This window comes from Roseicyclus marinus, assembly GCF_030163795.1.
GTDB lineage: Bacteria > Pseudomonadota > Alphaproteobacteria > Rhodobacterales > Rhodobacteraceae > Roseicyclus > Roseicyclus marinus.
This window is the reverse complement of sequence record NZ_JASJOF010000004.1, coordinates 254,368-279,906: the sequence shown is the minus strand read 5'-3', so window position 1 is coordinate 279,906 and position 25,539 is coordinate 254,368. Positions and strand designations below refer to the sequence as shown.

The window sequence follows — 25,539 nt, the reverse complement described above, 5'->3', positions numbered from 1 at the left end:
CCTGACCTGCCCTCGTCTTCTGTATAGGCCAACGCCCTAGCTGAGCGGCGGGAACTCCCCCAACGCCTCCAGATCGTCGATGATCCTCAGGACACCGCGCAGACACAGATCGAGGTGACCGTCGGGCATGGCCTGCATCAGGGCGGCAACGTTCTCCAGCGCGCCGTCGTCCAGTCCGCGCTTGCGGATCTGACGTTCGGCAAACTCGAACAGCTCGCATCGGGTCAATTCGCGGAGGAAGACCACCCGACACCGGCTGAGCAGCGGACGCGACATCAAGCGGATGTCGTTCGACGCGAGGATCCAGTTCACCCGGCTCAGGTCGAATTTGACGGCGAGATACGGGCACTCCCACCGGCTGGCTGAACTGGGTTCGATCATGCCCAGAAGCGCGGTGATCACGGAGGTGCTGGCACCACCGGTCATCTGCATGACACCAGCCTTTTCCACCTCGTCGACGAAGACAACCGGGTTCGCCACCCGATGCGCGAGGACGGTTTCCACGACCCGACCCGGTGTTGAACGGCCCCAGTTCCGCGTCGATCCGACCAGCCGGAACCCGTCGCTGCCCGCGCCGATGTCGATTGAGACCTCTGGCACACGGCACAATCGCGCGAGGCTCCGTGCCAGATGCGTCTTGCCGACCGAGGGCGGCCCGTCGAGCAGGATCGGCCGGAACCGCAGCCCATAACCCCGCGCGGCGGCCCGCCGCATGTCGCGCCAGATGTGCTCGATAGCCTGCCGCATCCACGGCATCTCTTCCAAGAGGTCTGCCGCGATCTCGTTGGCATGATGCTCTGTCGCGGGGCCCTGCAGGCTGATGCCCTCGAAGACGGCACTCAGCTGCTCCCAGTCCTCCTTCTTGAGGTTTGGGTTTGTCTGCACCTTGCGTTGCGCCTCATGCAGCTTGCGCGCGCGGCGGGCGATGCGGTCCCAGTCAGAGGCAGAAACCGGGTCGAGCATGGCTTCCGCATCAGCATCGGCGGCCTTGCGGCGCCGCAGATCGGCTAGGAAACGACCGAGGCGTTTCTCGATCTCGTTCGTCGGAGTGGCCGGCCGGCGCAAGCCGGGGGCGAAGTCGAAGGGTTTGGGCATAGGGATATCCTCTGCGCTGCCGGTCTCACGGCTGGCGCGTTCCTCGAAAAGTGCATGTCAGGTGGGACCGGACCGCGGGTTCAACGCGGGCAGGGGCAGCCTATCGACAGGTGGCGTGCAAAGACGCTTGGCACATTGGCCAGCGCCGCGAGCACGCGCGGGGCACCATTTCTCAGAAAAACAGGTAACATTATGGAAGGCCGTCTCGGTCAGCAGGGTGCCATGACCCGGACCTTGGTCCGAGTGGCGATCGTCAGAGAGACATGCCTATGAGCTGAATGCGTTCCATGCGGTGAGGAAGCATGGGGCTGGCATTCCTGTCAATCCTGTCCAGCTCGGGTTGGAAGAGCTGGCGCTCACTGGGAGCATGGCTCTGCTGTCTCCGTTCGCCATCAAGCGTTGCGTGCAAAATCAAGGAGTTGCGCGGGGGTGGCGGAAAGTACCCCGGAAAAGACTCGCGAAAACGCCCCTTTTGGCAGAGTTGCCCCCTCCGAAACACAGGCACTTAAGTCATACTGGTAGGCCCGGAGGGACTACTAGACTTCCTTGTTTTACAGGGGAAAACGCGGCTACCGAGTCCCATTTGCGCTTTATACAGATCAATGGGTTATGATGCGATGGGACTCGCTTCAACGGCACATCTCGCGGCAGACATGGGTCTTTCATTCTTTATTCGGTGCGCGGATGGCGGCGAGGCAGCGAGTTCGGTTGCTCGCGTAAAGGCTGCCTGGAAATGCCTCCTCAACAGCTTTTATACAGCGCTTCCGCTCTGTCGCCACAGCACTCTCCAATTTCTTGGATAGATCAGCTTCGTTCGCTTGAGACGCATATAGATCGTCTGTCAAAAACCCTGCCCAATCTTTTTGCTCGGCCAGCCTCTCAGCCAGATCATCCGCTCGGGAGGTCTGTGCCTTAAGTGCGTCGCGAACCGTGGCCAAAGCATTGGCGCTGTCGCACTGGCAGTTAGGATCGTGAAGCCCGCGAGACTTGAAACCCTCCGTGCAACGGCACTGCACCAAATCCTCAAGTTCAGCAAGCGCGTCATCCACGCTCTTGCGGTCAATCTTTGTCCGAGTCATTCCGCTTCTCCCTGTGCGCGTATGCCGGCGGCTTCGGAGCGGATGGCCCGCTCGATACGGCTCATGTAGCCCAAAAATTGATCCGCAATTTCTTTGGCGATATCTGCCGACCGGTCCATCCCGCGCGCTTCAGCGTCTGCCAGCGCCCGGTCCAGCGCCGCCCCTGCGTTGGGTAGGAGGGCGAGGATGGCGTTTCGTGCGTCCCACGCAGCCGAAGATTGAGGCGGCTTGGACGACAGCATAGCCGTGTTGCGCAACTCCACAGTGCAGCACTCCGCCGCCTCCCGCAGCGCCGCCGCGACGGCCAGTTGCTTTTCAGCCTCTGCCTGTGCGCGCGGGATCATGTCGGCAGTTTGCTGCGCGCAGCTATTGGAAAGCCCCGTGAAAATGCTTTGCCTGCAAGCGGCGCAGCTTGACCGACCATAGGGTTTGCCCTCGTCTTTCAATCGAAAGCGGCAGTTTGCGGGTCTAGTGTCAGCCATCGGGGTTTTCCTGTCTCTGCAAAAAGTTTGTGGGCGGCTCTGTCATGGCACGCGCTTCACCAAGCCATTCCCCGCAGTTTCTCCATCGCCTCGGCAGCCAGCCTGCGCCGGTTCACGCCCTGAGTGTACACCTCGGACGTGCGCGCCTGACCATGACCGTGGACCGCCATGATGTGGTATTGCGTGGCCCCTTGCAGCGCCATCAATTCGCCCGCCGCCTTGCGGATGCCGTGGGCGCTGCGATCCTCAAGCCCCGCCTCGCGCACCCGGTCGCGGAACCAGTTGCCAAAAGCGGCGCTGGACGCGAAGGGCTGGCCGTGGGCGTTCAGGAGGTAGGTCGGGCCTGCCACCTTCTGCGCGGCGATGGCTTCGGCCAGGGGCGGCAGGATCGGGATGCTTACGGGCTTGGACCCCTTCTTTCCGGGTTCCCATTCCAGCCACGTCACGGCCCCGTCGCGGCGCTCGTTCATGCGGCCAAGCAGCGGCGCGTCACCGATCCGGCAGGCCGTGAAGGTGAACAGCGTAAGGGCGAGGTGGGCCATCGTCCCTTTGGGGTGTCGGTCGCGGAACCGTTGCAGATCCTCGACCGACCACGGGACCGCGCCGCGATGCTGGCGGATCAGCCGCGCCACGCCCTTGGCCGGGTTTGCATCGACCAGCCCGCGTTCAGCGGCCCATCGGTAGAGTGCGGATAGCGCCTTGACCATGTTGTCGGCAGCGCCGGGGGTAGCGGCGAGGCCGTCGCGAATCTCGATCACCTTTGCCGTCGGCATGGCCATGTGCTTTTGGCCGTGAGCGGGCAGGAGGCGGGCATAGAAGGCGCTGCGCTGGCGCTCCGTTGCGGCATCCATCGCCCCGGCCTTCACGGCCTCGGCCATGTGTTCCTCATATCGACGGACCAGCCACGCAAAGCTGCGCGGGATCAGGTCGGGGGCTTCCAGTTTCGGCGTGACGCCTCGACGGGCCTCGGCATAGCAGCGTGTAAACTCTGGGTGTTCCGGGCCACAGGGTAGCGTGACACGCCGCTCGCGGTCGTGTTCAGCGCGGACGCGGTATTTCCACGCCCCGCTCGGGCGGCGATGCCGGGTCAGGCCCGGAAGATCAACGCGCATATCATCCCTCACCACGGCTTAGGCTCCGTCGCAGCCTGCGCCGGTTTTTCGGCGGGGGGAAGGATTCGGACGTTGCCCGTAGCTTTGTCGATTTCGACAACGCACCCCGTATCCCGCGCGACGGCGGCGGCGGCTTTCAGCATGGCAGGGGAGGGCGACGGGGCGGGCATGGGTCAGTCTGCCGCCCGTTCGATAGCCGCAATGAATGTTCCTAAGCGCTGGCCTGCTTCGTGCGGAAACATCGCGGCCAAAAGCAGGATCGTGGCCAATATTGTGCCAAGAAAGCTGTCCATCCGTCTCTCTCCTATTCCTGTGCGGGGCGGGTCAGCCTTGAAACTCATGGGGCGGCGGGTCTTGGTGTTCGCTCCAGCGGTCGAGGCATTCCTGCATCGCCACTTTCGCGTCGTCGCGGGCGACGTTCGAGACGTACTGCGCGCGGTGCCCGCCCCAAGTGTAGAGGCTGAACGGCACCCGCTTGCCGCCGGTTGCCTTGGCAAGTTGCTTGTCGATCAGGCGGGCGATCTTTTGCAGTCGCTTCGAGATCTCGACTTGGTCGACAAAAGTCAGGTCGGTGTTTTTGTCGGTCATTTGGTCAACCCTTTTCGTCTGGCGCGGGTTGGGTTGCCAGCATCACCGGCGGGTGGATAGTGCCGCAGATGGTGAGGCGCACCGCGCCGCCAGCGTTCAGCATAGCAAGCTCGGCCGGTGTTGGTTCCCACACGCTGGTCATAATCGGGATCCCGTCCTCGACCTCGTCGCGGATCGCAAGGGCGAAGTATTCGTCCTGCGTCTCGGCGAGGATCCGGGTGGCGTTTGATATGCGGAGTGGCAGCATCAACCGACCCTCCCTTTCTTCTTCAAGCGCTCGATCTGCCGCCGCTCCTGGCGGCTCATGGGGCGGTCGCGCACCGCTATTTCCTCGGGCGTGAGGTTGCAGGTCTCTACCTTGCGTGGGGCGGGGTATTGGCGCGGCTCGTCAAAAAGGCCCGCGCGCAATCCAGCCAGCGCAAGCATGGCCGCGCTTGTTTTCCCCATGTATCCAGCCATCACCCGGCCCTCCCCGGCATGACAAAAACGAGCCAAGGGCCTAAATGCAGCCCCCAGCGATAGCCGTAGTATTCGGCGCGGGCAGCGGTCAGGCCCCAAGATGGCACACGAATGACGTGGAACATCACCCATCCCTCCCCGGCATCTGGTCGATATTGCAGCGGTGAACGTCGAAGCTGATTGCGGCCACCCACGGGTTTGCATCCCATGCGTCGGGGCCGTGGAGACTGTTCCAAAGACGGGCGAAAGATGATCGCGCATCGGCGTGAACGTCTGACAGGTCATGACGCCAGCCGCTGTGACCTATGCCGCGACCATCATGGAACGCCGCGCCTTCGGCTTTCGCGCCCGCCTCGCTGATCTCCTGCAATCGCTGCACCCTTACATCTGTGACGGTCAGGGTAAGGCGGGAAAGTTCGCGGATCATGTGACGGGACCACCGGCGGCGGCCCGCATCATCGCCGCTTTCCCAGTTTTTGCGCTGGCCGTCGGCCAGATACGTGATCGGTGCCCACGCTTGCCGGTATCCTGCTTCGTGGGCCATCTCGCGCATCTGTGCGGGCTTGTAGAGGTCAAGCGAAGACACTGTGCGCCAATCCTCTTGCACCCACAGGCGGTCGCCGCGCCACGCAAAAAGGCGCGAACCATGCACCTCGATGCAGCCGTCGCCCAGATCGTGCCAGAAATGCGCAAAGCGTCGGTTGCCGGAAATGTCCCAGCCCTGAAGGGTCGCGGGTTCCGGCGGTTGGTTTGGCAACACCCGCCGCGTCTGGGTCTTTCTCCCGTCGAGTAAGGCCCGCACCATCGGCGCGCTGAATATGATCGGTCGGTCAGCCATCACCCGGCCCTCCCTTTCTTGCGCGTTGTGAATGTCGCCCAGATCGGGCCAGCGTTGACGCGGCCCCAGTGGCGCAGCTTGATCGCGAACCCAGCGGGCAGGGTGATGGTCATGCCCCGGCCGCAGATCACTTCATCTCCTCCGGCAGCCATGTCGCGATCGCCGCGATCTCGTCCGGGGTGAGCTTCAGGGCGTCGACAGTTTCGGGATCCAGGCGGAACAAGCGGTCGAGCTCTGCCGCTTTGTCTGCCTTTTTCATCGCCGCCACATCGTCGTGCAGGCCGATGCGGTCGGGCAGGACCGTGCGCAGGGTGCGATCGAGGTAGGGGCCCGGGACGCGGGACCAGAAGTTCGCGAGCGTGGGCCGCCAATGGGCGCGGATTTCGGCTCCAGCCTCCTTTTCGACCCAGCGGCCGTAGTTGTCGGGGCGCGCGCTGATCGTGCGGACCAGCGCCGTCTGAAGCTGGCGAAGGAACTTCGGGTCTTCGAGCAATGCCGAAATGCGCGCCGGGTCGCCCGGTGCCGTGCCGTGAACGCCGATCTCCGCGATCGCATCGGGGAGGGTCAGCGCCTCGTCGATGCTGGGCCGTGTGTTCGGTTCGTTCAAGTTGACGTGGGCGAGGCGGTGGTAGCCTGCAACGTCAAGCTCGGCTGTGATCAGGGCAAAGACCAGGTCGAGGTTGTCGGGGTCGATCAGCGCCGACTGCAGCGCGGCGGTGCGGATCGCCGCAAGATCCATGCGCAGCGCTTGGCTCAGGCCCTTTTCCTCGGGCGCGTCGGTGTCTGCGTTGATATCGCTGCGCTCGGCTCGCGCAGGTTTCGGCGCGCGTTCGGTGTAGGCGCGTTCGACGACCAGCCGGCCCTGATGGCTGACGTAGACGAAGGCGATGCCCGTCTCGCGATCCTCGTCGGTGTAGTCACCCTCGCGGCGCTTCTCCAATTCGGCGATCCGCGATTGTTCGGCCTGCGTTAGACTGTCTGGGTCCATGTCGGTCAGACGGGCGAGCTCTTCCGCGTCGGCCTCGGGGAGTTCCACCGGTGTCGGGTAGAGGCGGTGCAGCTTGACGGTAACGTCATAGGGCACATGCGCGCGGTCGTAGATTGGCCGCACGTCCAGCCATCCCTCCTCGGCCTTGAAGAATTCGGCCTCGGCGTCGAGCTTTTCGGCAAACAGGCGGTCGAGCAGCTCTTGGTCGTGCAGCGCGTGATCCTCGGCGAACAGATCGCGGGTCAGGCGGCCTCCTGCGGCCTCGTATGCGTCGATGCCTACGAATTTTGCGCGCCGGTCATTGCCGCGCACCGCGTCGCGGGTCAGGGCCTCGCGCACGGCGCGGGCGGAAATGTCCTTGCCCCGAGTCTGGTCGAGGATCGACAGGATAGCAGCCTCGTCCGCGCCCACTGTCATCGCCTGGGCAATGTCCAGCGTGATCTCGCCCGCGCGCAGCGCCTCGATCACCGGGTCGGGCAGGTCGGCGAGGCGCAGGCGGCGGCGGACGTGCAGTTCGCTGACGGCATGGGCGCGGGCGATAGCGGCGGGGCTGAGCGCCTTGTCGCGCAGCCCGCGATAGAGCCGCACCTCATCGGCGGGATGGAGGGCTGCGCGCGCTTCGTTCTCGGCGCCTGACCAGCGCAGGGCCTCGTCGTGGTCAGTCGTAATGCGGACGGGGATGGCGTCCTTCCAGTCAGTAAATCCACCCAAAGGTTCGCCGCGCTTGGCCAGCAGCTGCAGCGCGCGCAAACGGCGTCCGCCCGCGACAATGCCGATCTTCTTGGCCTTGCCGTCACGCAGCCCGACCAGGTTCTGGATCAGCCCGTTCATCGAGAGGCATGTGGCCAGATCCTCGATCTCGGCCTCGGCGACGGTCTGGCGCGGGTTCAGGTCGTGCAGAAACAGGCTGGCGAGCGGAACGAAAATCGTGTCGGCGGGTAGGGTCATGGCGTGTTCCAAGGTTCGAGGGGCAGGGTGATTGTGACGCTCGGCGCGACACCGCTGTGAGAGGCAGCGTAGGTCACGCGCAGGGAGCGGGTGCCGGGGCGCGGCAGGCGCGGCGGCGGCGGGGCGGACGTTTCACCTCGGCAGGACGGGCATGTGTCGTGCTGTGAGCGCGGCGTGAGAAAGCGCGCGCAGCTCGCGGTGGCGCAGATGCGGGGTTTCTGGACGCGGTGGGTCATGCCTGCCCCCGCGGTTTACTGAACGCTAGGCCTAGAGTGCGATCGTGGAACCTTGTCACCTCGGTGAAGACCGCAAAAACCATGGCCTCCTCCTCTGCGCTGACCTCGTCGGCGCTGGTCGTGTCAGCCCCGGCGGTAAGCAGCGCGACCAGTTCAGCGGCTCCGGCAAAAAAGCAGCGCCGCAGCTCACCGATCTGATCAGACGTCGCGGTTGCGTGGCATTTGCGCTGATAGGCCTTGAATGCCTCGTCGATCAGCTTTCCCTGTCGCGCAAGCTTTCGAAGCTCGGCGCGTGTTCGATCATCAATGATCATAGCATCATCCTTTCTGTCTAGGATCCGCGGGCCGGGCCGGGAGGAGGAGGGGGCCCAGCCCGCGGTAACCTCGGCGGGGGAGGGCCGCGCGAGGTGTCAGAAAAGGTCCGGGCGATTGCTTGGGCGCAAACGCCCGGACAGGTACGGGGGCGGCAGGTTCCAGCGCAGGCTGCGCCGGTCTCGACAGGAAGAGATGCCCCCGGAAACTCATTTGAGGCCCGCCTCTCGCAGCGCGGTGGCCTCGGTCAGAACGCCACGCGTAAGGGCTGCCTCTGCCGCGGCGAGGCTGTGGCCTTGCGCAACCAGCTGGATGATCAGCCAGTGCAGGGTCGCTGCCATGCTGACGTCCGCCACGTTTTGCGGCGTCAATTCGACTTGGCGCGCGTGGGCGGTCATCCGGCAACCCATTCGGTCGCGGCATGGGCCGCGCCACGGATCTGCGCAGATAGCGCGAGCATTTTCGGATCGCGATCGAGACGGTCGACCGTGCAAAGTGCCAAGGCAACAACCTCAGCATCCCTGTGCCCGCGCATTAAAATGCGGCGCGCGGCGCGCAACAGTGCTACATCGTCGGGCTCGGCTGGAGGCTCGGCTTCAGTGATGGCAACCCGCCTGATCTTGTACCCGGCATCCGCGCAAGCCTGCCATGAGCCGTCATGGCCGTAGACTGTGCCCGCGTAGGTTCGCACGAGCTCGATGTCTGTCCAGATCCCGACAGCATTCAGGATCGGTTCGCCGCTCGGGTCGAACAGCGCGAAGCGTTGAGCGATCGCTTTCATGCTGCGTCTCCGCCGGTACCAGGCGCGATCCCGGGCGGGCGCCTCGTGGCGTTCTCGGCAACTGCTTTGCGCAGAAGCTCGATCAGCGCAGCCGGTAGATCGGATGCGTCGGTTGCCTCGAGCGTGTAAGCCTTGGCCGGCGCAGCTGGGTCGCGGCCAAGCGCAAGCGCCGCCAGCCGTGTCTGAAAAATTGGCTGGCCTCGCGCGGACTTGAGCGCCGCCCAGGCAAGACGCTGAACCGGGCGGGACTCGTCCGGATCGGTCACGATGCGGCGCAGGTTCGCCGGGTTGGTTGGGATCGAAGTAAGGTGCGCGCAGGTCATAGCAGGCCTTTCGCGGTTGGATCGGGGGCGGGTGTCACCACCGCGACGGTCTCAAGGATGACAAAGCTTTCACCGGTCTGGCGTGCCAAATTGCGAGCCGCTGTCTCAGCGTCTGCGCGGGTCGGGTACCGGTGCTTGGGCTCCGTTACGGACCACTGCGTGCGAGGCACCCGGCAGACCATGAAAAAATGGTTGAGCTTACCGGGCTGAGGCTTGGCTGAGGGTTGGAACAGTTGATTTGCGCTCATCACGACCTCCGTGGCGTTCACAGGGCCGGACTGTGCATTTTGCATGGGAATGTGTCAATGCGTAATGCATCGATCTATACGCGAAGCGTGCAAAATGCGCCTGTCAGACTGCCGCTTGTTGCGAATCGCGCTGCGATTTAAGGCTTTACGGGTCGTCTGAACTGGGAGATGCGAGCATGAAAAAAAGGGATGCCGACACCACCATGCGTGACTGGAAAGTCGGCGCGGCCATTGCTGCATTTGCAGTTTTCGTGCTTTGGGCGCTAACCGAACGAGACGGAGATCAATCAGACGATATGCTCGCCTCGCGCGCGGCCGATCGTGAGGTCGCTCGGCAACTAGCAGCGGTAAGGTTTTGTCGAGACGCTATCGAGGCTGTCCTTATCGCGCCAAGCACGGCGGAGCACCCAAGAAGCGCTGAGCGTGTAGTGCGGCTACCAGATCAAAGGACTTATGAGGTTTCGTCGTATGTCGATGCCGCGAATTCTTTTTCGGCTATTATTAGAACCAGTTACGTGTGCCAAGCAATTCGACCGCGCGGTACTGAAGAATTTCAACTCGTCGATCTGCGGCTTGCCAACTAGGCAGTGTGAAGTCCCCGCAGGGAGGCCACAACACGACCGCGAACGTTTACTTGACCAGGGTCAGGTGGTAGGGCGCGCTTTTCGACATCTGGTGCGCCGATCAAGAGACCACCGACGAAAAGCCTTAGCTGCGCTTCTGCAAGCCCTTTGTCGTCAAGCACTTGCACCAATACAGTGTCACCTTCGATCAATTCGTTTGTGAGCTCTAGGACTAGGACATCGCCTCTTGCTACGAGAAGATCGCTTCGCGTGCGTCTCGCTAACAAATAGGCTTGCCGATCTGAGTGGGGGCACATGACCTTTGCGATCTGTCGGATCAGGCTTCTACCTTTTGGGTCGTGCGGTACAAAAGGCTCAACGTCTGGATTTTCTTCATAGTTTGTTCGTAAGTTTTGATACTTACTGCCGCCGATAAATTCACCGCCTGTACCATGCAGTAGCCATTCGACCGGAACATCGAACGCATCTGCGTATCTTCGCGCGACGTCCATTTTGATGCCGCGCGTGCCGTTCTCGTGTTGATTGTAAGTCGACTCGGCAAAACCCAATGCAAGCGCAGCCTCTCGGGCGCTCGCAAAGCCCGCCAGCTCGCGAGCTTCAGCCAGTCGTTCGGCGATTTGGCTTCGGCCCATCATGCACGCAACAACGCCTTTGCATGATGCATTGACAAGTATCCGTGCGTTATGCATGGAATTGACGCATGACACAGATCGCCTCCTCATGGTCGCTGGGCCACGTATGGCCCTCAAAGGCCGCAATGGCTCGCCACATTGGTGAGCCTTTAGGTACCGTCGGGCCCTGGTTTGCTAAGGGTCGACGGATACCTCCTGCGCGGTTCGTCCAAATCATCAACGCGGCGGCAGAACTCGGCCACGAACTAACTTGGCAACAACTTCAAGCGATTAACGATCAGCAAGACAGCGATGCCGACCAACCGGAGGCAGACGCTGCATGACCTTGATCGGACTTCAGAGCATTCTGCAGCTTCGCGGGCAATGGTGCCTTTTTTCTTTGTCCGGCGCTTCAGTCGATAGCAGCGCTCAGACCGCCTTCACAGGAAACGAGGTTGTCCATGCGTGACCAGGTTCGCTCTGCAATGCGCGCGCTGCTGTCTGGGTACGGTTGCCTTGACGCTGCAGCGGCAGTTCTCGATGCCCGGTGGGGCCAAGGCGGATCGAAGGGGACGCTTTCGAAAAAGGCGTCCGGTCAGCTGTCATTCACTGTCGAGGATGTAATCGCGCTAGAGGACGGTCTCGGCCGCTTTCCTGTGACGCGATTGTTGGCTCAACGCCTCGGAAAGCCCGGTGCGATTCCTGTCGATGATCTCTGCCAGGGCGCGGGTGACATAGCGCGTGAGGCCGGAGAGGCCGTTGCGGCGATCCTAGCGGCAGTCACCAGTGGCCGTTCGGGTGATCGTGCGCAGGCCTTGGTGGAAATCGATGAGGCTATTGTGCAGCTCGAGGCCGCGCGCGGCGCACTGAGGATGATCGCAGCGGGCGAAATGCTTTCAAGGGTGCGGTCATGACGTCGCCGCTCGTTCATAAGGTAGGGCCTTGCACGCTCTATCGAGGCGATGCGCGCGAGATCCTGCCTTCTTTGCGCGGGCAGGCCGATTGCCTTGTAACCGACTGGCCCTATCCGCTGACCTCTGGCGGGCGCGGCGAGGTCGGTGACGGGTCGATGGGCGGCAAGTTCGCTGCTGATGTCTATGCCAACGACGGCATTCTTTTCCCCACTGTAGGGTTTTTTGAATGCGCCGCGCAGGTGTTCGAGGCGCTGACGGCGCGGGCGCATGCCTACATCATGGTGAACGACCGCCACGAGGCAGAGGCCCGCGTTGCCATGGAGCGCGCAGGCTTCCGGTTTCACCGGCTCCTGGTCTGGGACACTCGGCACCCCAAGCCCAATCGTTGGTACATGCAGCGGTGCGAGTTTACCCTTTTCATGTTCAAGGGCGAGGCGTTTCGGATCAACGATTGCGGATCGCAGCAGCTGTTCACCCATCGCCCAGTCGCTGATGATCATCAGACCGCCAAGCCGCTTGCGCTGATGGAGCATTACATCGGCAACAGCACGCTGCCGCGCGACACGGTTCTCGATCCCTTCATGGGATCCGGCACCACCATTGAGGCGGCGCTCCGGCTTGGGCGCGCGGCTGTCGGTATCGAGATCGAGCCGCGATGGTTCGACGCTTCCGTCGCCCGTGCGGAGGCGGTTTGGAGTGAGGTCGGGCGTGGGAAACCCACGGAGGTCTCGGCATGCTCGAGCTGATCGGCGCCGTTGTGGTTTTTCTCGGGGGCGCTGTCCTAGCGTTCTACGCTGGTTTTCTGACGATCGTGCTTCAGCCTGGTCGCGGGCTCGAGGATATTACGACCGCCCTTGGCGCTGGTGCAGCGTGTGCTGTGATCTGGCTCGTTTGCATGGGGGTGGTTCTATGATCTGCCTTCCCATTTCCGTTTCAGGTCCGCCCCATTTTCGCGCCCCGAGGCCTGCGCGCCTTTTTGACCATGTGGATGCGGTCGCTTGCCGCAAGCTGTGGCGGGCCGTTTTGGTCGATCAGCTGCGCTGCGCGCTTGCTGAGCGCGGGCCGTCGAAAACTGGCGTGCCGGCGTTGGAAGCAGCCCGGGCGCGGGAGTGGTTTGGATCTGAGGATGCGCGCCTTGTCTGCGCTTTAGCGGGTGTCGATGTCGACTGGCTTATGCAGCGCATAGCCCGCGAACTCGCACGGCCATTGAGCGATCGCCCGATAACGCGGGTTGATTTCAGGGCTGCCACATTCTCGCGCGGACCTGGTGCGGTGCGGACGGTGAGCGCATGAGCGTCCAGTTCGCGCACATCGACGCAAGGGCCTGCCGAAAGCTCTGGCAGGCGCTGCTGCTTGATCAGCTTGGTCTTGTCCTGCGCGGTCATGATCCGGTGTCCGGAATGAACGGCCCGATGGAGGTCCAAAAGGCGCGCAGCTGGATCACATCGCGGCATTTTCGAGACGTTTGCATGCTGGCCGGTGTTGATCCGGAATGGGTTCTGATCCGGCTTTCAAAGCAGTTGTCTCAGCCGATCCACCAGCGGGCCATTGCGCGACAGGCGCGCGTGGTCAAGCAGCGCGAGGGGCGGAGAAAAGCCGAATGAGTGAAGCCCCGAGCATATCTGGCATTCGCTGGCCGCTTTTGCGCGGTGAGACGTTGTCGAACTATGATTGGCATCCCTTCCACCACCATCGGTTCATGGAATCGGAGTTTTTAGCCGAGATCCTTCTGACCGGTCAGAGAGCGCAGGGTTTTACCGCCATGTTGCTCTGGAGTGTGTCGATCAACCAGGACCCAGCCGGGACCCTGCCGATGTCAGACCGTCATCTGGCAGTGCTGGCGCGGTGCGCTTCCTTGGCCGAATGGGAAGAGATGCGCGACATCGCGCTGCGAGGTTGGGTCACGGTGAAGGTCGAGGATCCGCAGACTGGCGTCGATTTCGAGCGACTGGGTCATCCCATGACTTTGGCCATCGTGACCGAGATGATCGAGCGGAAGCGGTCAAACAAGGCCAAGCAGACGGCCGGCAAGGATCGGCAAAAGATGGTTCGCATCCGCAAGAAGATGATGGGCCTTAAGGTCGGCCGGGAGATCCTCGAAAATCCGATGGTGATGAACCGGCTGGTTCGCCATTTCAACCTGACCGGGCTTCACGTCACCGATGAGAACGTGAAGCAGATCCTCGTCGAAGAGTTTGGTTTCGACAGCGGTGTGCGTCCGTTCGGTGGCGCAAATTCCTTCACAAGAACAACAAGCTAGGGTGTCACAGTGACAGCGCGTGACAGTGACTGTGACAGGTTCGAACGGTGTCACGCACGGACAGTACAAGACAAGACATGACACCCCTTACGGGTGGTCAGTGACCAACCTTCGGGGAGTGCGGCTGACGCCGCGGGCTGAGAAAGGGGCAGAGATGGACAGGCAAGCGCTGAAAGATGGCAAGGAGCGGGTGAGGCTGCATCTGTTGGAGCCGCTGCAGAACGTCTTGCGGCTCAAACGTCCGCGAGGGGTAGCTGAGTGGCAGCACGTGGCAGGGCTTGCCGAACTTCAGTCCCGGCTCGCTTATATGAGCGAGATCGATCTGGTCGCTTTGCGTGAGGCGGTGGCTTCCATCCTGAGCCGTGACGGCGCTTGGCCTTCTCCGGCAGTTGTCATCGGGTTCGCCAACACCATCCAGCGCCCGCCGCCGTCCGACAGCCCGAAGGTGACCAGCTATATGGCCAGCGCGGCAGGGGCGAGGGCGCGCGCCGAAGGCTTTCATGTTGAGCTGTACCTTTGGCTGAAGGCGCATGCGGGTGTGCCGACCGGCGAGTTCCAGCTTCGCGAGCTGAAGCAGACTGCAGAGGCAAACGCGCGGCGGTTCACGATGCTGCTTGCCGATCGCGATCGAGGTCTGGCGCTTTCATCGGGCGACCTGTCGTGGCTGGCTTGGTACCAGTCGATGCGTGAGAGGGCCAATGCTCTGATCGCCGATCTGACCGAAGGGAGGGCTGCGTGATGGGTGTCGTGCGCCGTTTGCCCCGCTTGATCGAGGTGCCATCCGTTGCAGACCAGGTCGATGTGCTTCGGGCCTACGCTCCGCGTGATCGGCTTCGCGCCCTGCGATGCCTTGACGCCGATGCAAGGCAGGCAGTCTGGAATGGGCTGACGCCTGCTGAACGCGCTGAGGTCATCCGTGCTGTGTCGAGCCCACCACCGCAATGTGGTGATGCCATTCCTGTTGCGCCCGCTCGCGCACCGCTTGCAGCCTTCATGCCCAAGCGGATCGAGCCGACAGCGGCGGGCGGGTTTCGCGAGGTCGATGACGGATGGCACGGGCTTCATGCTGCGCGCGTCACTGACGTGTTCGATGTGATGGAAGCTCGGCGACCGAAGCGCGCGCGGCGTGAGGGGCCGCTATTCACGCCATCGCAGGTCGAAGTGGCCCGCGACTATCGAAACCTCACCGAGCGCATGGAGGCGTCGGGTATGCGCGGCATGTCGCTCGAGACCATGGGCGGGGGCAAAGGCGGCGGCGTCGATGCGTTCATTGCGGCGGTTCTCGATGATGCATCTCGGCTGCGTGCGATGCATCGGAGGATAGGCGATGGCGTGGCGCTGGCGGTGCGTCGCATACGCCCGAGCCAGCGTGGTGGTGATTCCCGCTTCGGCATCCGTGATCGGTATCTGGTCGACCGTGTGTGCCTCGCGCAGATGACGATCATCGAAGTTCTAGAATCCTGCGGGTGGGCAGAAAACCTCAATAACCGTAGGGCATTGGTGATCGCTTTGGCAGGTGCCCTCGATCGCATGGGAAAGCTGCTGTGATTTTCATTTGATCCTAAGGCTGTCTCAAGGCATCGTCATCGACATCATCCACAGATGCGCCCGGCGGGATCCACCCGGCCGGGCGCTTCTCGTTCGGGACCGCCTTTGCCCCTCAAACCTTGTGCTGCACATGGCTGCCACCGACTGGTGCCGGTGGGGTCCGCCCATTGCGCGGCGCATGCCGGTGAAGCCGAAGCGGCGTCGCGAGCGAGGTTCGATGGAAAGCGGCAAAACGATCCGGCGCGAGCGTGGTATCGCAAGGCCGCGTGGCGCGGGCCATCAGGTCGGCGCACGCTGCAGTTAATCCAGCAGCCGCTCTGCGAGCTGTGCCCGTCCTGGTCGAAGCAGCCTGCAACGGTTGCCGACCACAAGGTGCCGCATCGCGGTGACTACGCGTTGTTCTGGTTCGGGGAGCTGCAATCGCTTTGCGCTCCGTGCCACGACGTCAAGAAGCAAAGAATTGAGCGCAGGCGCGCACCGCACCCCCCGGGGGGGTCCGAAAGTGGAAAGCCGCCGCCGTAAGGACCGGCGGGGGTAATCAGATTTTTGCGCGTGAATTTTTAGGGGGGGGTCCCCCTAGGCTTGGAGCAATGTCGATCGATCATCTCGTCAGCATGCTCGGTGGCTGGCCCGAATACTTCGGGACGGCAGAGATCCGGCACGGTGAAGCGCTCCTCGAGCACCTGCGCCGGCGGAAGTTTGTCGATGAGTTGGCCTTCGGCATTGTGGTTCGCTATGCGGTCCATCGCGCCGCCTTCGACCGGATCAGCTGGGAGATCGCGGAAGCGGAGCACAGCGAACAGGCCGAAACTGATGGCCACCAGTTCCTGTCAGCTGCCGAACAGCAGCGCGCCTATCACGCCAACAAGCTGGCCTCGATCGAGAAGCAGCTCCTCGGCACGCCCTACGAGCGCGCAAAGGCAGGGCAGGACGTGCAAACCTCGTTCATGGACAACCTCCTGAGCGGCGCGCCCACGGATGCGCCAGCGGGCGACAACGTCCGCTCGTTCCCGTTCCAGCCGATCTCGCGGCCCGGTCATGGCTAATACGCCGATCACCCAGCGGGGTCTCGACTGGGCCGCCGGTGTTGCTTCGGGCGAGATCCTGTCGTGCAAGCGCGCTCGGCAGGCCGTCCAGCGGTTCCATCGTGACCTCGAGCGGTCGAAGACGGATCCAGGGTTTCCCTGGGTGTTCGATGCCGAGGCGTCCGAGCACCTCTGCACGTTCGTCGAACTCTGCCCGCACATCGAGGGCGCGTGGGCTGGCCGCAATGAAACCATCCGCCTGAGCGGCTGGCAGGCCTTCGCGCTCGGTCAGCTGAATGGCTGGCGGCACAAGGAAACCCGGCTACGCAGGTTCCGGATCACGTACATCGAGGTGCCGCGCAAGAACGGCAAGTCCACGCTGGTCGCGCCTGTCGGTCTCTACTTCCTCGCCCTCGACGGTGAGGTCGGTGCCAAGGTGTTCTCGGCCGCAAGCTCGACCGACCAGGCGCGCATCGTCTTCGACATCGCGCGCGCCATGGCGCTCAACGGGCGGTTTGACGGAATGTCCCTCGGCGATCGGCTGGGCCTGCGCGTCGAGCAACACAAGATCCGAAGCGCGGATCCGGCCTCCGTATTCCGCCCGATCGCGTCGCAGACGAAAAGCCAAGACGGCAAGAACCCACATCTCGCGCTGATCGACGAGCTGCACGAGCACCAGAAGCGGGACGTCTGGGAGGCGATGTCGACGGCGATGGGCGCACGGGATCATCCCGCCATCATCGCGATCACGACCGCCGGCCACAACACGGCCGGGATCTGCTACGAGCAGCGCCGCTACGTCGAGCGGATCCTCGACGGCAGTCAGGAAGACGAGAGTTACTTCGGCCTGATCTTTGAGGCGGATGAGGGCGATGATCCGGCGCATCCGCGCACCTGGGCGAAGGCAAACCCGAACCTCGGCGTCTCAAAGTCCGAGGTCTACCTGCAGGACCAGTGGAACAAGGCGCAGGCCAGCCCGGCCGCGATGGGTGAGTTTCTGCGCAAGCATCTGAACGTTTGGACCTCGGTCGGCGCCTCGGCCATCGACATGGACCGGTGGCGCAAGCTGGCGATGCCCGCGCTGCGCGCCGGGGGGCTTGGAAATACTGCGCAGGCATGGCTCGGCGTCGATCTTGCCATCCGGCACGACTTCGCAAGCGTTGTGGCGGTCATCCCGCGCGGTGACGAAAAGCTCGTGCGCAGCTGGCATTTCCTGCCGGAGGAGACGGTTCTGAAGGCGGGGAATGACCACTACGCCGGTTGGTGGCGCGAGGGCCACATAATGACAACGCCGGGCGCAATGCTGGACCTCAACATCGTCGAGGCTCTGGTGCTCGAGCTTGCCGGCATCACGACTGAAAACGACTGGGGCTTCCGCGCCATCGAACCGTACGACGTTCAGATGGTCACGGTGGATCCGATGTACGCGAGCCAGATGGCCATGACGTGGGAGGCGCGCGGCCTGCCGGTGACCGTGCTGCGTTCGACCGCCTCGAACATGAATGTGCCGTTCCAGAACCTGATCGGTCTGGTCGAGGATGAGCGGCTGATTCACGACGGCAATCCGGTTCTGACCTGGATGGCGTCGAACACGATGATGAAGCAGGTGCAGGGCGGCGATTACATCTATCCCGCCAAGCTCTACCCCGAAGACAAGATCGACGGGATCACGGCGCTGGTGAATGCGCTCTGGCCGCTCAGCCAAGCGGACCACGGCTTCATCGACATCGACGCCGCGCTCGCCAACCCGATCTCAATGACGTTGTGAGCTGATGGCATTCCGAATTACCAGGTTCTTCGGGCGCCGCGGCCCGCAGGTCAGGGAGGGCATCCAGACGCCCGATCCTGGCACCTACGCAGATGCTGCTGCAGGTCCGGTGACCTTCGACACGGCGATGACGGTCTCGGCCTTCTGGGCCGCGTCGCGCCTGATCAGTGAAACCATTGCCTCGATGCCGCTCAAAAGCCTTGTCCGTGACGGCGACGGCTGGCGCGAGGATCGCGACTATCCGCTGTGGCGGGTCCTGAACTACCAGCCCAATCGGTACCAGACGCGCGTCGAGTTTCTGGAATCGATGGCCATGAACCTCTGCACGAACGGCAACAGCTACAGTGCCAAGCAGACCGACGAAAACGGCCGCCTTCTCTCGATCCTGCCGATGATGGCGGCGCAGGTGCAGCCTGAGCTGCTTAAATCCGGCGACATGATCTACCGGTTTACAGGGCCGGATGGGCAGGAGCGCGTGTACCAGGAGGCGTCGATCTTCCACGTGAAGATTTTCGGCAACGGGCTTATCGGCATGTCGCCGCTGTCGCACGCGCGCCAATCGCTGGGCATCGCGCTGGCAAACGAAAGCCGTCACGGCAAGATGGCGGCGTCGGGCGGCAAGCAGTCGGGCATCCTAATGGCCGAGAAGGCCCTGACGCCCGAACAGCGCGAAGCCATCCGCAAGGAGTTCGGTCGGATCACCGAAGGCACGAGCGATCACCTGTTCGTGCTGGACGCGTTCCTCAAGTATCAGGCGACGTCGCTTTCGCCCGCAGACATCCAGCTGCTGCAAAGCCGCCGATTCTCGGTCGAGGATGTCGCCCGTTTCATGGGTGTGCCCTCGGTGCTGATCAACGACACCGCCGGGTCAACCACCTGGGGGTCCGGTATCCAGCAGCTCGTTCAGGGCTTCTACAAGCTGAACCTGCGCCCGTACCTCGAGCGCATCGAGGCCTCGATCAAGCGGCACCTGATGCCGATCGAGGATTGGGATGTCCGCAAGATCGAGTTCGACTTCGACACTCTGCTGCGTGGCGATCTCGGCGCTCAGATGGAGGCCTATCAGAAGGGCATCAATGCCGGCGTCTTTGCGCCGAACGAAGCGCGCCAGACGCTCGGCCTGCCGCCAAAGGCCGGCGGCGAACGATTGCTGGTCAACGGATCCATGGTGCCTGTCGATCAGGTCAGAGCACGGCCACTGCCGGGAGAACCGACATGAAACACAAGCTTCTTAGCCTGGACCTCGCAAAGGTCAAAATGGACGGCGCCGATGGCGCCGTTCGCTTTTCCGGGTACGCGTCCGTCTACGGCGGCATCGATTCCTACGGCGATCGCATTGCACCCGGTGCCTATGCCGAAACGCTCGTCGAGCGTGAACGGGCTGTCGCTCTGCGCTGGAACCACTGGGGTCCGGTGATCGGAAAGTGGCTCGAGATCAAGGAAGATGACACGGGTCTGTGGGTCGAAGGCGAACTGACGCCGGGCCACTCGGTTGCGAAGGATGCCGCTGCGCTGATCCGGCACGGCGCAATCAGCGGTTTGTCGATCGGCTATCGCGTGCGCGGGTACGAAGAGCATGACGATTACACGCTGCTGACGAAGATCGAGCTGATCGAGATCTCGATCGTCGAGGAGCCCGCGGACAACGCGGCGCGGATCGGCGACGTGAAGGGGGCGATCTACAACGCCGAGTCCCTGGCAGATTACGAAGCGATCCTGCGTGAGGCAGGGGGCTTCTCCCGGTCGGATGCCGCCGCGCTGGTCAGCGGCATCAAGGGCCTGACGCACGGTGAGCGTGTCGCGAAAGAAAAAACCAGCACCGAAGGGGCCGCACAGGCCCTTCGCGACCTCATCGCAAAACTCTAACACAGAGGAGAACGCATCATGCCGTTCGATATCGAAACCGAGTTCAACAAACTCAGCGACAAGCTCGGCGCCAAGTTCGCCGAATACGAAACGCAGCTGAAGGACACCGGCAGCGTCGCGACCGGGATCAAGGGCGATCTGCAGAAGATGGCCGAAGATTACCAGCAGCTCAAAGGCGAGGTGACCGGGGTCAAGGATACGCTCACGGGCATCCAGCAGAAGGGCGTCAAGCTCGAGCTCGATCCCCCGCGCAAGTCCATCGGCCAGCAGGTCACTGGCGCGGCAGCCTTCAAAGCCTTCCACGAGGGCAGCACGGCCAAGGCGCGCATCGAGGTGAAGAATACGATCCTCGGCGAGTCCGGCAGCCCGCAGGTTCCGAACGATACCATCGCGCCCTATCAGGCCGTGCCGGGCATCGTGCCTGGTGCATTCCGTGCGCTGCGTGTCGTCGAGGCGATGCCGCGTGGTCAGGCAAGTGGCGCAATCCTGCACTGGACGCGCGAGTCGGCGTGGACGAACAACGCGGCTGGCACCCGTCAGGGCGCAGCCAAGCCAGAGTCGGTTCTGACCTTCGAGGCCTTCAACACGCCGATCCCCACGATCGCCCACTTCATCAAGGCCTCGCGGCAGATCCTCGACGACGCTCCGCAGCTGGAGAGCTACATCGACACGCGCCTGCGCCACGGTGTGATGCAGAAGGTCGACAGCCTGATCATCGCTGGCTCGGGCACCTATCCCGAGCTTGGCGGGTTGGCGGCCGCGGGCAATCACACCGACCTGACGGTTGTGTCGGCGCACAATGACTTCGACGCCGCCAACCAGGCGAAAGAAGACATCCTGACCGCTGACTACATCCCCGACCTCTTCATCGTGAATCCCGCCGACTGGGGCCGGATGGAGCGGACGAAGACGGGGCTGTCGGGAGATAAGCGCTACCTCGCTGCAGGCGACTCTGCGATCTCCTACATCGCGGGCACGATGCAGCCGCTGCTCTGGGGTATCCCGGTGGTGATGTCGAACAACTGTACCGCAGGCAAGTTCTACTGCCTCGCCCGCGACGCGGTGATGTTCTGGGAGCGCGAGGGCGTCATGGTCGAGATGTTCGCCCAGGACGAAGACAACGTGCAGAAGAACCTGCTGACGATCCGCGCCGAAATGCGCGGGGCGTTCACGGTGTTCCAGCAGCCCGCCGTCATCGAGGGCAGCTGGCCCGACGCGGCCTGAGCCGAATCCGGCTGAACTGAGCGGGGCCGGTCATCCGGTCCCGCTTCAATCCGAGGGGATGCCGCCATGACGAAGTACCGAGCTCTGCGCGAGTTTACATCGACCAGCCACGGCAACGTGAAGCCCAACCAGATGATCGAGGTGCGGCCGGATCTGGCGTCGCAGTGGATCTCGGCGGGCATGATCGAGGAGCTGCCCGGGGGAAAGCCCGGTGGCGGCGCGGCGGTGCAGGAACCTTCGCTGTCGTCGCCTCAGGGCCAAGCCTCGCGTCGTGGCAGTGTGCATACTTACGAGACAAAGCCGCTTGCGTTGCAACCAACAGTTCCTTCCTCGCCCTCGCCGAACCGGGCCGGGTCTACGGATGCGACCGCGCCTGGTGGCAGCGATACCGAGACGAAGTCGCCCGCGCGGGTCACGAAGGCTGGACGCAAGACCCGCAAGCCGCGGCAGAGTTCGACCTGAATTACGTGCGTGGCGTCGGCCAGCGCGGCCTTGGCCGCGAGCCGGGCGTCATCCACCACGGGGCCAATAGCGGATATCAGGCCATCGGCCTCGCCTATCAGCTCGGGGCGGACCGGATCATTCTGGTCGGTCTCGACATGCAGCACACCGGAGGTCGCAGCCATTGGCACGGCGACCATCCCAAAGGCCTCGGCAACGCCTGGGGCATAGAAGGCTGGCGCAAGAACTTCGATGCGCTGGCGGCAGATCTCGAGGCCGAGGGCGTCGAGGTCATCAACTGTTCGATCGATACCGCGCTGACCTGCTTTCCGCAGGCGGATCTGAGGGACGTGATTTGACCGACATCTTTGAAGCTGAAACTGGCGCGAAGTTTATCGCAGCCGATGACATGATCGTGCGCTGGCTGCGGCAGGTGCCGACGCGGCGCTTTGAGCCGGAGACCTTCAAGTGGATCATGGACCAGCTGTTTGCGCGCCTCGGCATCTTCGTCGATGTCGGCGCAGCCACCGGCTGGTTTTCCATTCCCGTGCTGCAGTCCGGCATCGATGTGATCGGGTTCGAGTGCAATCGCCGCGTCATGGCGCGACTGCAAGAGAACTGCCAGCTGAACGGTATCGAGGGCGCGGCGGATCTGGGGCGTGGTGTGTTCCATCAGGCCGCGGCCTCTTCTGTCGAAGGCACAACGACCTTCACATACAACCCCACGCTGCCGCTAACGTCAGGCGGATCCGTCGAGCCGGGCGTGACCGTAAATAGCGCCAGCGAAAAGGTTCCTACGTTGACGGTGGATGGCAGTGTCAGCCATGCCAAGGTGGCGGTCATCAAGATCGATGCCGAGGGGCACGAGCTGTCGGTGCTGGCTGGCGCTGCAGAGACCATCAAGCGGGATAAGCCCGCGCTTGTGCTCGAGGCGAACACCCGAGAGCATCTCGCGGTCCTGGCGGCGTGGTGTGAAGCAAATGGCTACGGCTGGCAGCAGGCAGACGAGAGGAACCTCCTGTGCCTGCCGTCCTGACCGTACTGCGATCGGGCGGCATCTACACGTCCGACCATGTCGAGCGTCTTCGCCAGCAGGTGGCCCGCTTCGCGCCTTCCGCCGACTTCCTGTGCTTGCGAGACGATGACGCTGCAGCTAAGGCCGACCGACCGCGCCACGATTGGCCGGGCTGGTGGTTGAAGATTGAGGCGTTTCGTTTTCCGGGCCCGATCCTGTTCACGGATCTCGACACCACCATCGTCGGCGATCTCGGGCCGTTGCTCGACGCTGCGGAGATGCACCGGTTTGTGGCGCTGCGCGATTTCAACGCGCGCGCCGACGAAATGGGATCTGGCTTGATGGCGTGGTCGGCCAACATGCACTCGATCTACGACACGTTTCTCAAGGATCCTCAGGGCCACATGGACCGGTGCCGCACGCCGCAAGCCTGGGGCGATCAGGGTTTCATCGATCCTTTGACCGCTGCGTACCGCGTGCATTGGCAGGACATCCTGCCCGGTGCTGTCGTGAGCTGGAAAAAACATTGCCGTGCGGGCGTGCCTGAGGGCGCTCGGGTGATCTGCTTTCATGGCACGCCCAAACCTTGGGAGGTCGGACAGTGACCATCTACTGCGCTGCGCGCCTCCTGAGGCTGACCGATCCCGTCAGTGAGCCCGTCACGCTGGCCGAGGCCCGCGCTCATCTGCGCATGGATCCAAACGACACGAGCGAAGACAGCCTTATCGAAAGCGTAGTCAAGGCAGCGCGTGAGCATGTCGAAGATTTCTGCAACCGTCCGTTTGTCTCTGCGACCTGGGCGGTGCTGTTCGATGGCTCGACGTTCTGGTCAGCCGATGAGGCGCTGCATGTGCCGGTGCGGGGTGTGACCGAAATCACCGGGGTGACCTACCGCACAGATGCGTCTGCTTCAGTGACCTGGTCCGCCGAGGCTTATGAGTTTGATGCGGAGCGGCAGGAGCTGCGCGCCAAAACCGCTTGGCCTGTCGGTCGGAACCTGCGGATCGCGCTGACCGCCGGCAATGCTGACAGCCCGGTCTCCGTACCAAACCCGATCCGGCAGGCAATCCTCCTCTGCGTCGGCGATCTCTACGAGCTGCGCGAGGCACACGTGGTCGGCACGATCTACGCGGCCAACCCTGCCGCGGTGAACCTGATGATGCCCTACCGTGAAAGGATGGGGCTGTGACCGCAGGCAAGCTCGACAGGCGCGTGCAGTTTCGCCGTGCGTCGCTGGTCGATAACGGCTTCGAGGAGGTCGAGACCTGGGCCGACCATGGCGCCGCAATGTACGCCGAGAAGCTCGATCTGAGTGACGGTGAGCGGTGGCGGGCGGGCGAGGTTGCGGCGCAAGTGACCACCCGGTTTCGGGTACGGTCCAGCGCCTTCACCCGCTCTCTGACGCCAAAGGATCGGATGGTCTGCGAGGGCCTGACCTATGACATCGCCGGGATCAAGGAATCCGGAACACGGCGCACCATGCTGGAAATCACGGCTGCAGCGAGGATCGATCAGTGAGCATGGTTTCGTTCCGTGTTGAGGGCTTCCGCGAGATGGAGGCTGCGCTCGATGAGCTGGCAAGTCTGTCGACGCGGCGGTCTGTGGCGCGGCGCGCTCTGATTAAGGCGGCGCAGCCTATGGCCGAGCTGATGCGCAGCCTCGCGCCCGATGATCCGAACACGGCAAATGAGGATCTAGTCGGCTCGATCGCGGTCAGCCCGACGCTTTCGGATCGGCAGCGCGGTCTGCATCGGCGCATGTTCCCAAACCACCGCACAAGCGTCGAGGTGTTCGTGGGCGCGGGACCTGTGCCGCAGGCGCACCTGCAGGAGTTTGGCACTCAGCACCATGCTCCGCAGCCATTCGGACGCCCGGCCTTCGACATGGACGCCCGGAACCTGATCGACCGCCTCGGTCGTGAAATGTGGTCCGAGATCCAGCGCTCGGTCGCCCGTGCGCGGCGGCGGCAGGCTCGGTCATAAGCCATGGAAGAGGCGCTGCGCAGCCTGCTTCTCGCCAACAGCACCATCGCTGGTCTGCTGGCGGGCGGGGTTAACTGGGGCACCCGACCGCAAGGTCAGCCGCTGCCCGCGATCGTGCTGAACGTCATCACCTCGGCTGAGGGGTATCGGCTGAAGGGGCGCGATGGGCTGCTTCAAGCTCGCGTTCAGGTGGACTGCTACGGCTCGACCTACGGGTCGGCCAAGATCCTATCCCGTGCCGTGATCGACCTTCTGGGAGGTTACAGCGGCGGCGGGTTTCGCGGCGTGTTCCATGTGGGCACGCGGGACAGCCGCGAAGGCGGCAGCAATGAGGCCGACCGACCGTTCCGGGTAAGCCTCGACTTCACAACCCATTGGAGGGAACCATGACCGCAACCCTGGCCGATATTGGCTACAACTCCGCCTTTGGCATCGAGGGCGGCAGCCCCGCCGCGTTCACGGATGTCGCGGAGATCACCGCCGTGACCGCACCGGGTCTCACCCGCGCTGCTGTCGAGGCAACGCATCTGAAAAGCCCCGACCGGACCAAAGAGTTCATCCCCGGGCTGTTCGAGCGGGGCGAGGCGACCTTCACGCTGACCTTTGAAAAGGACGTGTACGACACGATCCTGACGGCAGCGACGGCAGTCGATGGCGGCCGCTACCGGATCACGCTGCCCGACGGCTCGACCTTCACATTCAACGGCTTCTTCACCGGCCTGACCTCGCCGGAGGCAACGCCTGAAGGCAAGCTCGAATGCCAAGGCACGATCAAGCCCAAGGGCACCGTCACCTACGCGGCAGCGGCCTGA

38 protein-coding genes are annotated in these 25,539 nt (G+C 63.3%); 24 read left to right on the top strand and 14 right to left on the bottom strand.

All coding sequences use genetic code 11. The annotated features are described in order from the left end of the window. Positions 1-36: 36 nt before the first annotated feature. From QQK63_RS08605 to QQK63_RS08545, 13 genes are all read right to left on the bottom strand, one after another. Positions 37-1,095, bottom strand: coding sequence for an AAA family ATPase (locus QQK63_RS08605; RefSeq protein WP_277823598.1), 1,059 nt, complete (start codon positions 1,093-1,095; stop codon positions 37-39). 662 nt (positions 1,096-1,757) lie between these two features. Then, on the bottom strand, positions 1,758-2,174 hold the full coding sequence (locus QQK63_RS08600) for a hypothetical protein (RefSeq protein WP_277823596.1): 417 nt from the start codon (positions 2,172-2,174) through the stop codon (positions 1,758-1,760). After that, a complete protein-coding gene (locus QQK63_RS08595; RefSeq protein WP_277823594.1) occupies positions 2,171-2,656 on the bottom strand; it encodes a hypothetical protein in 486 nt (161 codons plus the stop codon). The genes QQK63_RS08600 and QQK63_RS08595 overlap by 4 nt, the downstream gene beginning before the upstream one ends. Before the next feature lie 56 nt (positions 2,657-2,712). Further along, the gene (locus tag QQK63_RS08590; protein WP_277823592.1) at positions 2,713-3,768 is read right to left on the bottom strand and encodes a tyrosine-type recombinase/integrase; all 1,056 of its coding nucleotides are present in this window, start codon (positions 3,766-3,768) and stop codon (positions 2,713-2,715) included. A 324-nt stretch (positions 3,769-4,092) separates the two neighbouring features. After that, positions 4,093-4,356, bottom strand: coding sequence for a hypothetical protein (locus tag QQK63_RS08585; protein WP_277823590.1), 264 nt, complete (start codon positions 4,354-4,356; stop codon positions 4,093-4,095). Between the two features lie 4 nt (positions 4,357-4,360). Continuing rightward, the gene (locus QQK63_RS08580) at positions 4,361-4,606 is read right to left on the bottom strand and encodes a hypothetical protein (RefSeq protein WP_277823588.1); all 246 of its coding nucleotides are present in this window, start codon (positions 4,604-4,606) and stop codon (positions 4,361-4,363) included. Beyond that, positions 4,603-4,782, bottom strand: coding sequence for a hypothetical protein (locus tag QQK63_RS08575; RefSeq protein ID WP_277823586.1), 180 nt, complete (start codon positions 4,780-4,782; stop codon positions 4,603-4,605). Before QQK63_RS08575 ends, QQK63_RS08580 begins: the two co-directional genes overlap by 4 nt. A gap of 157 nt (positions 4,783-4,939) precedes the next feature. Next, entirely contained in the window at positions 4,940-5,653 is a 714-nt protein-coding gene (locus tag QQK63_RS08570) for a hypothetical protein (RefSeq protein WP_277823584.1), read from the bottom strand. A 127-nt stretch (positions 5,654-5,780) separates the two neighbouring features. Next, the gene (locus QQK63_RS08565) at positions 5,781-7,589 is read right to left on the bottom strand and encodes a ParB/RepB/Spo0J family partition protein (RefSeq protein ID WP_277823582.1); all 1,809 of its coding nucleotides are present in this window, start codon (positions 7,587-7,589) and stop codon (positions 5,781-5,783) included. Between the two features lie 232 nt (positions 7,590-7,821). Next, positions 7,822-8,139, bottom strand: coding sequence for a hypothetical protein (locus QQK63_RS08560; RefSeq protein WP_277823580.1), 318 nt, complete (start codon positions 8,137-8,139; stop codon positions 7,822-7,824). A 207-nt stretch (positions 8,140-8,346) separates the two neighbouring features. Further along, entirely contained in the window at positions 8,347-8,535 is a 189-nt protein-coding gene (locus tag QQK63_RS08555) for a hypothetical protein (RefSeq protein ID WP_277823578.1), read from the bottom strand. Further along, positions 8,532-8,918, bottom strand: coding sequence for a hypothetical protein (locus QQK63_RS08550; RefSeq protein ID WP_277823576.1), 387 nt, complete (start codon positions 8,916-8,918; stop codon positions 8,532-8,534). Before QQK63_RS08550 ends, QQK63_RS08555 begins: the two co-directional genes overlap by 4 nt. After that, complete coding sequence (locus tag QQK63_RS08545) at positions 8,915-9,241, bottom strand: hypothetical protein (RefSeq protein WP_277823574.1); 327 nt, start codon at positions 9,239-9,241, stop codon at positions 8,915-8,917. Before QQK63_RS08545 ends, QQK63_RS08550 begins: the two co-directional genes overlap by 4 nt. A 424-nt stretch (positions 9,242-9,665) precedes the next feature. Here QQK63_RS08545 and QQK63_RS08540 point away from each other — a divergent pair, with 424 nt between their 5' ends. Then, positions 9,666-10,073 (top strand): hypothetical protein, encoded by a 408-nt coding sequence (locus QQK63_RS08540; protein ID WP_277823572.1) that lies wholly within the window; start codon positions 9,666-9,668, stop codon positions 10,071-10,073. On the opposite strand, the gene QQK63_RS08535 is transcribed toward QQK63_RS08540, so the two are convergent. Beyond that, positions 10,070-10,708 carry a helix-turn-helix domain-containing protein gene (locus tag QQK63_RS08535; protein WP_277823570.1) on the bottom strand — a complete coding sequence of 213 codons (639 nt, stop codon included), beginning with the start codon at positions 10,706-10,708 and terminating at the stop codon, positions 10,070-10,072. The two genes, QQK63_RS08540 and QQK63_RS08535, sit on opposite strands and share 4 nt — an antisense overlap. Before the next feature lie 65 nt (positions 10,709-10,773). On the opposite strand from QQK63_RS08535, the gene QQK63_RS08530 reads away from it, so the two are divergent. The 23 genes from QQK63_RS08530 (at position 10,774) to QQK63_RS08425 (ending at position 25,539) form a co-directional block, all read left to right on the top strand. Further along, positions 10,774-11,028 carry a hypothetical protein gene (locus QQK63_RS08530; RefSeq protein WP_277823568.1) on the top strand — a complete coding sequence of 85 codons (255 nt, stop codon included), beginning with the start codon at positions 10,774-10,776 and terminating at the stop codon, positions 11,026-11,028. 117 nt (positions 11,029-11,145) lie between these two features. Continuing rightward, positions 11,146-11,598, top strand: a complete 453-nt coding sequence (locus QQK63_RS08525) for a hypothetical protein (protein ID WP_277823566.1) — start codon at positions 11,146-11,148, stop codon at positions 11,596-11,598. After that, positions 11,595-12,344: a DNA-methyltransferase gene (locus tag QQK63_RS08520; protein ID WP_277823563.1), complete on the top strand. Its 750-nt coding sequence runs from the start codon at positions 11,595-11,597 to the stop codon at positions 12,342-12,344. Before QQK63_RS08525 ends, QQK63_RS08520 begins: the two co-directional genes overlap by 4 nt. Next, positions 12,332-12,511 carry a hypothetical protein gene (locus tag QQK63_RS08515; RefSeq protein WP_277823561.1) on the top strand — a complete coding sequence of 60 codons (180 nt, stop codon included), beginning with the start codon at positions 12,332-12,334 and terminating at the stop codon, positions 12,509-12,511. Before QQK63_RS08520 ends, QQK63_RS08515 begins: the two co-directional genes overlap by 13 nt. Before the next feature lie 376 nt (positions 12,512-12,887). Continuing rightward, a complete protein-coding gene (locus QQK63_RS08510; protein ID WP_277823559.1) occupies positions 12,888-13,202 on the top strand; it encodes a hypothetical protein in 315 nt (104 codons plus the stop codon). Continuing rightward, positions 13,199-13,858 carry a hypothetical protein gene (locus QQK63_RS08505; protein ID WP_277823557.1) on the top strand — a complete coding sequence of 220 codons (660 nt, stop codon included), beginning with the start codon at positions 13,199-13,201 and terminating at the stop codon, positions 13,856-13,858. Before QQK63_RS08510 ends, QQK63_RS08505 begins: the two co-directional genes overlap by 4 nt. Before the next feature lie 154 nt (positions 13,859-14,012). Further along, a complete protein-coding gene (locus tag QQK63_RS08500) occupies positions 14,013-14,597 on the top strand; it encodes a hypothetical protein (protein WP_277823555.1) in 585 nt (194 codons plus the stop codon). Next, positions 14,597-15,406, top strand: a complete 810-nt coding sequence (locus tag QQK63_RS08495) for a hypothetical protein (protein WP_277823553.1) — start codon at positions 14,597-14,599, stop codon at positions 15,404-15,406. The genes QQK63_RS08500 and QQK63_RS08495 overlap by 1 nt, the downstream gene beginning before the upstream one ends. Before the next feature lie 54 nt (positions 15,407-15,460). After that, positions 15,461-15,928 (top strand): DUF8602 domain-containing protein, encoded by a 468-nt coding sequence (locus QQK63_RS17770; protein ID WP_488803515.1) that lies wholly within the window; start codon positions 15,461-15,463, stop codon positions 15,926-15,928. Positions 15,929-15,996: 68 nt separating this feature from the next. After that, positions 15,997-16,452: a hypothetical protein gene (locus QQK63_RS08490; RefSeq protein WP_277823551.1), complete on the top strand. Its 456-nt coding sequence runs from the start codon at positions 15,997-15,999 to the stop codon at positions 16,450-16,452. Next, positions 16,445-18,199, top strand: coding sequence for a terminase large subunit (locus QQK63_RS08485; protein ID WP_277823549.1), 1,755 nt, complete (start codon positions 16,445-16,447; stop codon positions 18,197-18,199). Before QQK63_RS08490 ends, QQK63_RS08485 begins: the two co-directional genes overlap by 8 nt. A gap of 4 nt (positions 18,200-18,203) precedes the next feature. Next, positions 18,204-19,418 carry a phage portal protein gene (locus QQK63_RS08480; protein WP_277823547.1) on the top strand — a complete coding sequence of 405 codons (1,215 nt, stop codon included), beginning with the start codon at positions 18,204-18,206 and terminating at the stop codon, positions 19,416-19,418. Next, positions 19,415-20,065, top strand: coding sequence for an HK97 family phage prohead protease (locus QQK63_RS08475; RefSeq protein ID WP_277823545.1), 651 nt, complete (start codon positions 19,415-19,417; stop codon positions 20,063-20,065). The genes QQK63_RS08480 and QQK63_RS08475 overlap by 4 nt, the downstream gene beginning before the upstream one ends. Before the next feature lie 18 nt (positions 20,066-20,083). Continuing rightward, positions 20,084-21,289, top strand: coding sequence for a phage major capsid protein (locus tag QQK63_RS08470; protein WP_277823543.1), 1,206 nt, complete (start codon positions 20,084-20,086; stop codon positions 21,287-21,289). Between the two features lie 66 nt (positions 21,290-21,355). Continuing rightward, entirely contained in the window at positions 21,356-21,751 is a 396-nt protein-coding gene (locus QQK63_RS08465; protein WP_277823541.1) for a hypothetical protein, read from the top strand. Positions 21,752-21,756: 5 nt separating this feature from the next. Beyond that, positions 21,757-22,089, top strand: a complete 333-nt coding sequence (locus QQK63_RS08460) for a hypothetical protein (protein ID WP_277823539.1) — start codon at positions 21,757-21,759, stop codon at positions 22,087-22,089. Beyond that, positions 22,086-22,766, top strand: coding sequence for an FkbM family methyltransferase (locus QQK63_RS08455; RefSeq protein WP_277823537.1), 681 nt, complete (start codon positions 22,086-22,088; stop codon positions 22,764-22,766). Before QQK63_RS08460 ends, QQK63_RS08455 begins: the two co-directional genes overlap by 4 nt. After that, positions 22,751-23,350, top strand: coding sequence for a hypothetical protein (locus QQK63_RS08450; protein WP_277823535.1), 600 nt, complete (start codon positions 22,751-22,753; stop codon positions 23,348-23,350). Before QQK63_RS08455 ends, QQK63_RS08450 begins: the two co-directional genes overlap by 16 nt. Continuing rightward, positions 23,347-23,934, top strand: a complete 588-nt coding sequence (locus tag QQK63_RS08445; protein ID WP_277823533.1) for a head-tail connector protein — start codon at positions 23,347-23,349, stop codon at positions 23,932-23,934. The genes QQK63_RS08450 and QQK63_RS08445 overlap by 4 nt, the downstream gene beginning before the upstream one ends. Then, positions 23,931-24,263 carry a head-tail adaptor protein gene (locus QQK63_RS08440; protein ID WP_277823531.1) on the top strand — a complete coding sequence of 111 codons (333 nt, stop codon included), beginning with the start codon at positions 23,931-23,933 and terminating at the stop codon, positions 24,261-24,263. The genes QQK63_RS08445 and QQK63_RS08440 overlap by 4 nt, the downstream gene beginning before the upstream one ends. Before the next feature lie 2 nt (positions 24,264-24,265). After that, entirely contained in the window at positions 24,266-24,727 is a 462-nt protein-coding gene (locus QQK63_RS08435) for an HK97-gp10 family putative phage morphogenesis protein (RefSeq protein ID WP_277823706.1), read from the top strand. 3 nt (positions 24,728-24,730) lie between these two features. Further along, on the top strand, positions 24,731-25,117 hold the full coding sequence (locus tag QQK63_RS08430) for a DUF3168 domain-containing protein (protein ID WP_277823529.1): 387 nt from the start codon (positions 24,731-24,733) through the stop codon (positions 25,115-25,117). Next, positions 25,114-25,539, top strand: coding sequence for a phage tail tube protein (locus tag QQK63_RS08425; protein ID WP_277823527.1), 426 nt, complete (start codon positions 25,114-25,116; stop codon positions 25,537-25,539). The genes QQK63_RS08430 and QQK63_RS08425 overlap by 4 nt, the downstream gene beginning before the upstream one ends.

Coding starts and splice junctions, on each gene's coding strand:
- QQK63_RS08570 (WP_277823584.1), bottom strand. CDS start 5,653: ATGGCTGACCGACCGATCATATTCAGCGCGCCGATGGTGCGGGCCTTA.
- QQK63_RS08545 (WP_277823574.1), bottom strand. CDS start 9,241: ATGACCTGCGCGCACCTTACTTCGATCCCAACCAACCCGGCGAACCTG.
- QQK63_RS08535 (WP_277823570.1), bottom strand. CDS start 10,708: ATGATGGGCCGAAGCCAAATCGCCGAACGACTGGCTGAAGCTCGCGAG.
- QQK63_RS08425 (WP_277823527.1), top strand. CDS start 25,114: ATGACCGCAACCCTGGCCGATATTGGCTACAACTCCGCCTTTGGCATC.
- QQK63_RS08550 (WP_277823576.1), bottom strand. CDS start 8,918: ATGAAAGCGATCGCTCAACGCTTCGCGCTGTTCGACCCGAGCGGCGAA.
- QQK63_RS08555 (WP_277823578.1), bottom strand. CDS start 8,535: ATGACCGCCCACGCGCGCCAAGTCGAATTGACGCCGCAAAACGTGGCG.
- QQK63_RS17770 (WP_488803515.1), top strand. CDS start 15,461: ATGCGCCCGGCGGGATCCACCCGGCCGGGCGCTTCTCGTTCGGGACCG.
- QQK63_RS08600 (WP_277823596.1), bottom strand. CDS start 2,174: ATGACTCGGACAAAGATTGACCGCAAGAGCGTGGATGACGCGCTTGCT.
- QQK63_RS08505 (WP_277823557.1), top strand. CDS start 13,199: ATGAGTGAAGCCCCGAGCATATCTGGCATTCGCTGGCCGCTTTTGCGC.
- QQK63_RS08510 (WP_277823559.1), top strand. CDS start 12,888: ATGAGCGTCCAGTTCGCGCACATCGACGCAAGGGCCTGCCGAAAGCTC.
- QQK63_RS08560 (WP_277823580.1), bottom strand. CDS start 8,139: ATGATCATTGATGATCGAACACGCGCCGAGCTTCGAAAGCTTGCGCGA.
- QQK63_RS08470 (WP_277823543.1), top strand. CDS start 20,084: ATGCCGTTCGATATCGAAACCGAGTTCAACAAACTCAGCGACAAGCTC.
- QQK63_RS08605 (WP_277823598.1), bottom strand. CDS start 1,095: ATGCCCAAACCCTTCGACTTCGCCCCCGGCTTGCGCCGGCCGGCCACT.
- QQK63_RS08525 (WP_277823566.1), top strand. CDS start 11,146: ATGCGTGACCAGGTTCGCTCTGCAATGCGCGCGCTGCTGTCTGGGTAC.
- QQK63_RS08475 (WP_277823545.1), top strand. CDS start 19,415: ATGAAACACAAGCTTCTTAGCCTGGACCTCGCAAAGGTCAAAATGGAC.
- QQK63_RS08520 (WP_277823563.1), top strand. CDS start 11,595: ATGACGTCGCCGCTCGTTCATAAGGTAGGGCCTTGCACGCTCTATCGA.
- QQK63_RS08590 (WP_277823592.1), bottom strand. CDS start 3,768: ATGCGCGTTGATCTTCCGGGCCTGACCCGGCATCGCCGCCCGAGCGGG.
- QQK63_RS08485 (WP_277823549.1), top strand. CDS start 16,445: ATGGCTAATACGCCGATCACCCAGCGGGGTCTCGACTGGGCCGCCGGT.
- QQK63_RS08530 (WP_277823568.1), top strand. CDS start 10,774: ATGACACAGATCGCCTCCTCATGGTCGCTGGGCCACGTATGGCCCTCA.
- QQK63_RS08490 (WP_277823551.1), top strand. CDS start 15,997: ATGTCGATCGATCATCTCGTCAGCATGCTCGGTGGCTGGCCCGAATAC.
- QQK63_RS08565 (WP_277823582.1), bottom strand. CDS start 7,589: ATGACCCTACCCGCCGACACGATTTTCGTTCCGCTCGCCAGCCTGTTT.
- QQK63_RS08595 (WP_277823594.1), bottom strand. CDS start 2,656: ATGGCTGACACTAGACCCGCAAACTGCCGCTTTCGATTGAAAGACGAG.
- QQK63_RS08480 (WP_277823547.1), top strand. CDS start 18,204: ATGGCATTCCGAATTACCAGGTTCTTCGGGCGCCGCGGCCCGCAGGTC.
- QQK63_RS08435 (WP_277823706.1), top strand. CDS start 24,266: ATGGTTTCGTTCCGTGTTGAGGGCTTCCGCGAGATGGAGGCTGCGCTC.
- QQK63_RS08540 (WP_277823572.1), top strand. CDS start 9,666: ATGAAAAAAAGGGATGCCGACACCACCATGCGTGACTGGAAAGTCGGC.
- QQK63_RS08495 (WP_277823553.1), top strand. CDS start 14,597: ATGGGTGTCGTGCGCCGTTTGCCCCGCTTGATCGAGGTGCCATCCGTT.
- QQK63_RS08465 (WP_277823541.1), top strand. CDS start 21,356: ATGACGAAGTACCGAGCTCTGCGCGAGTTTACATCGACCAGCCACGGC.
- QQK63_RS08585 (WP_277823590.1), bottom strand. CDS start 4,356: ATGACCGACAAAAACACCGACCTGACTTTTGTCGACCAAGTCGAGATC.
- QQK63_RS08515 (WP_277823561.1), top strand. CDS start 12,332: ATGCTCGAGCTGATCGGCGCCGTTGTGGTTTTTCTCGGGGGCGCTGTC.
- QQK63_RS08575 (WP_277823586.1), bottom strand. CDS start 4,782: ATGCTTGCGCTGGCTGGATTGCGCGCGGGCCTTTTTGACGAGCCGCGC.
- QQK63_RS08500 (WP_277823555.1), top strand. CDS start 14,013: ATGGACAGGCAAGCGCTGAAAGATGGCAAGGAGCGGGTGAGGCTGCAT.
- QQK63_RS08430 (WP_277823529.1), top strand. CDS start 24,731: ATGGAAGAGGCGCTGCGCAGCCTGCTTCTCGCCAACAGCACCATCGCT.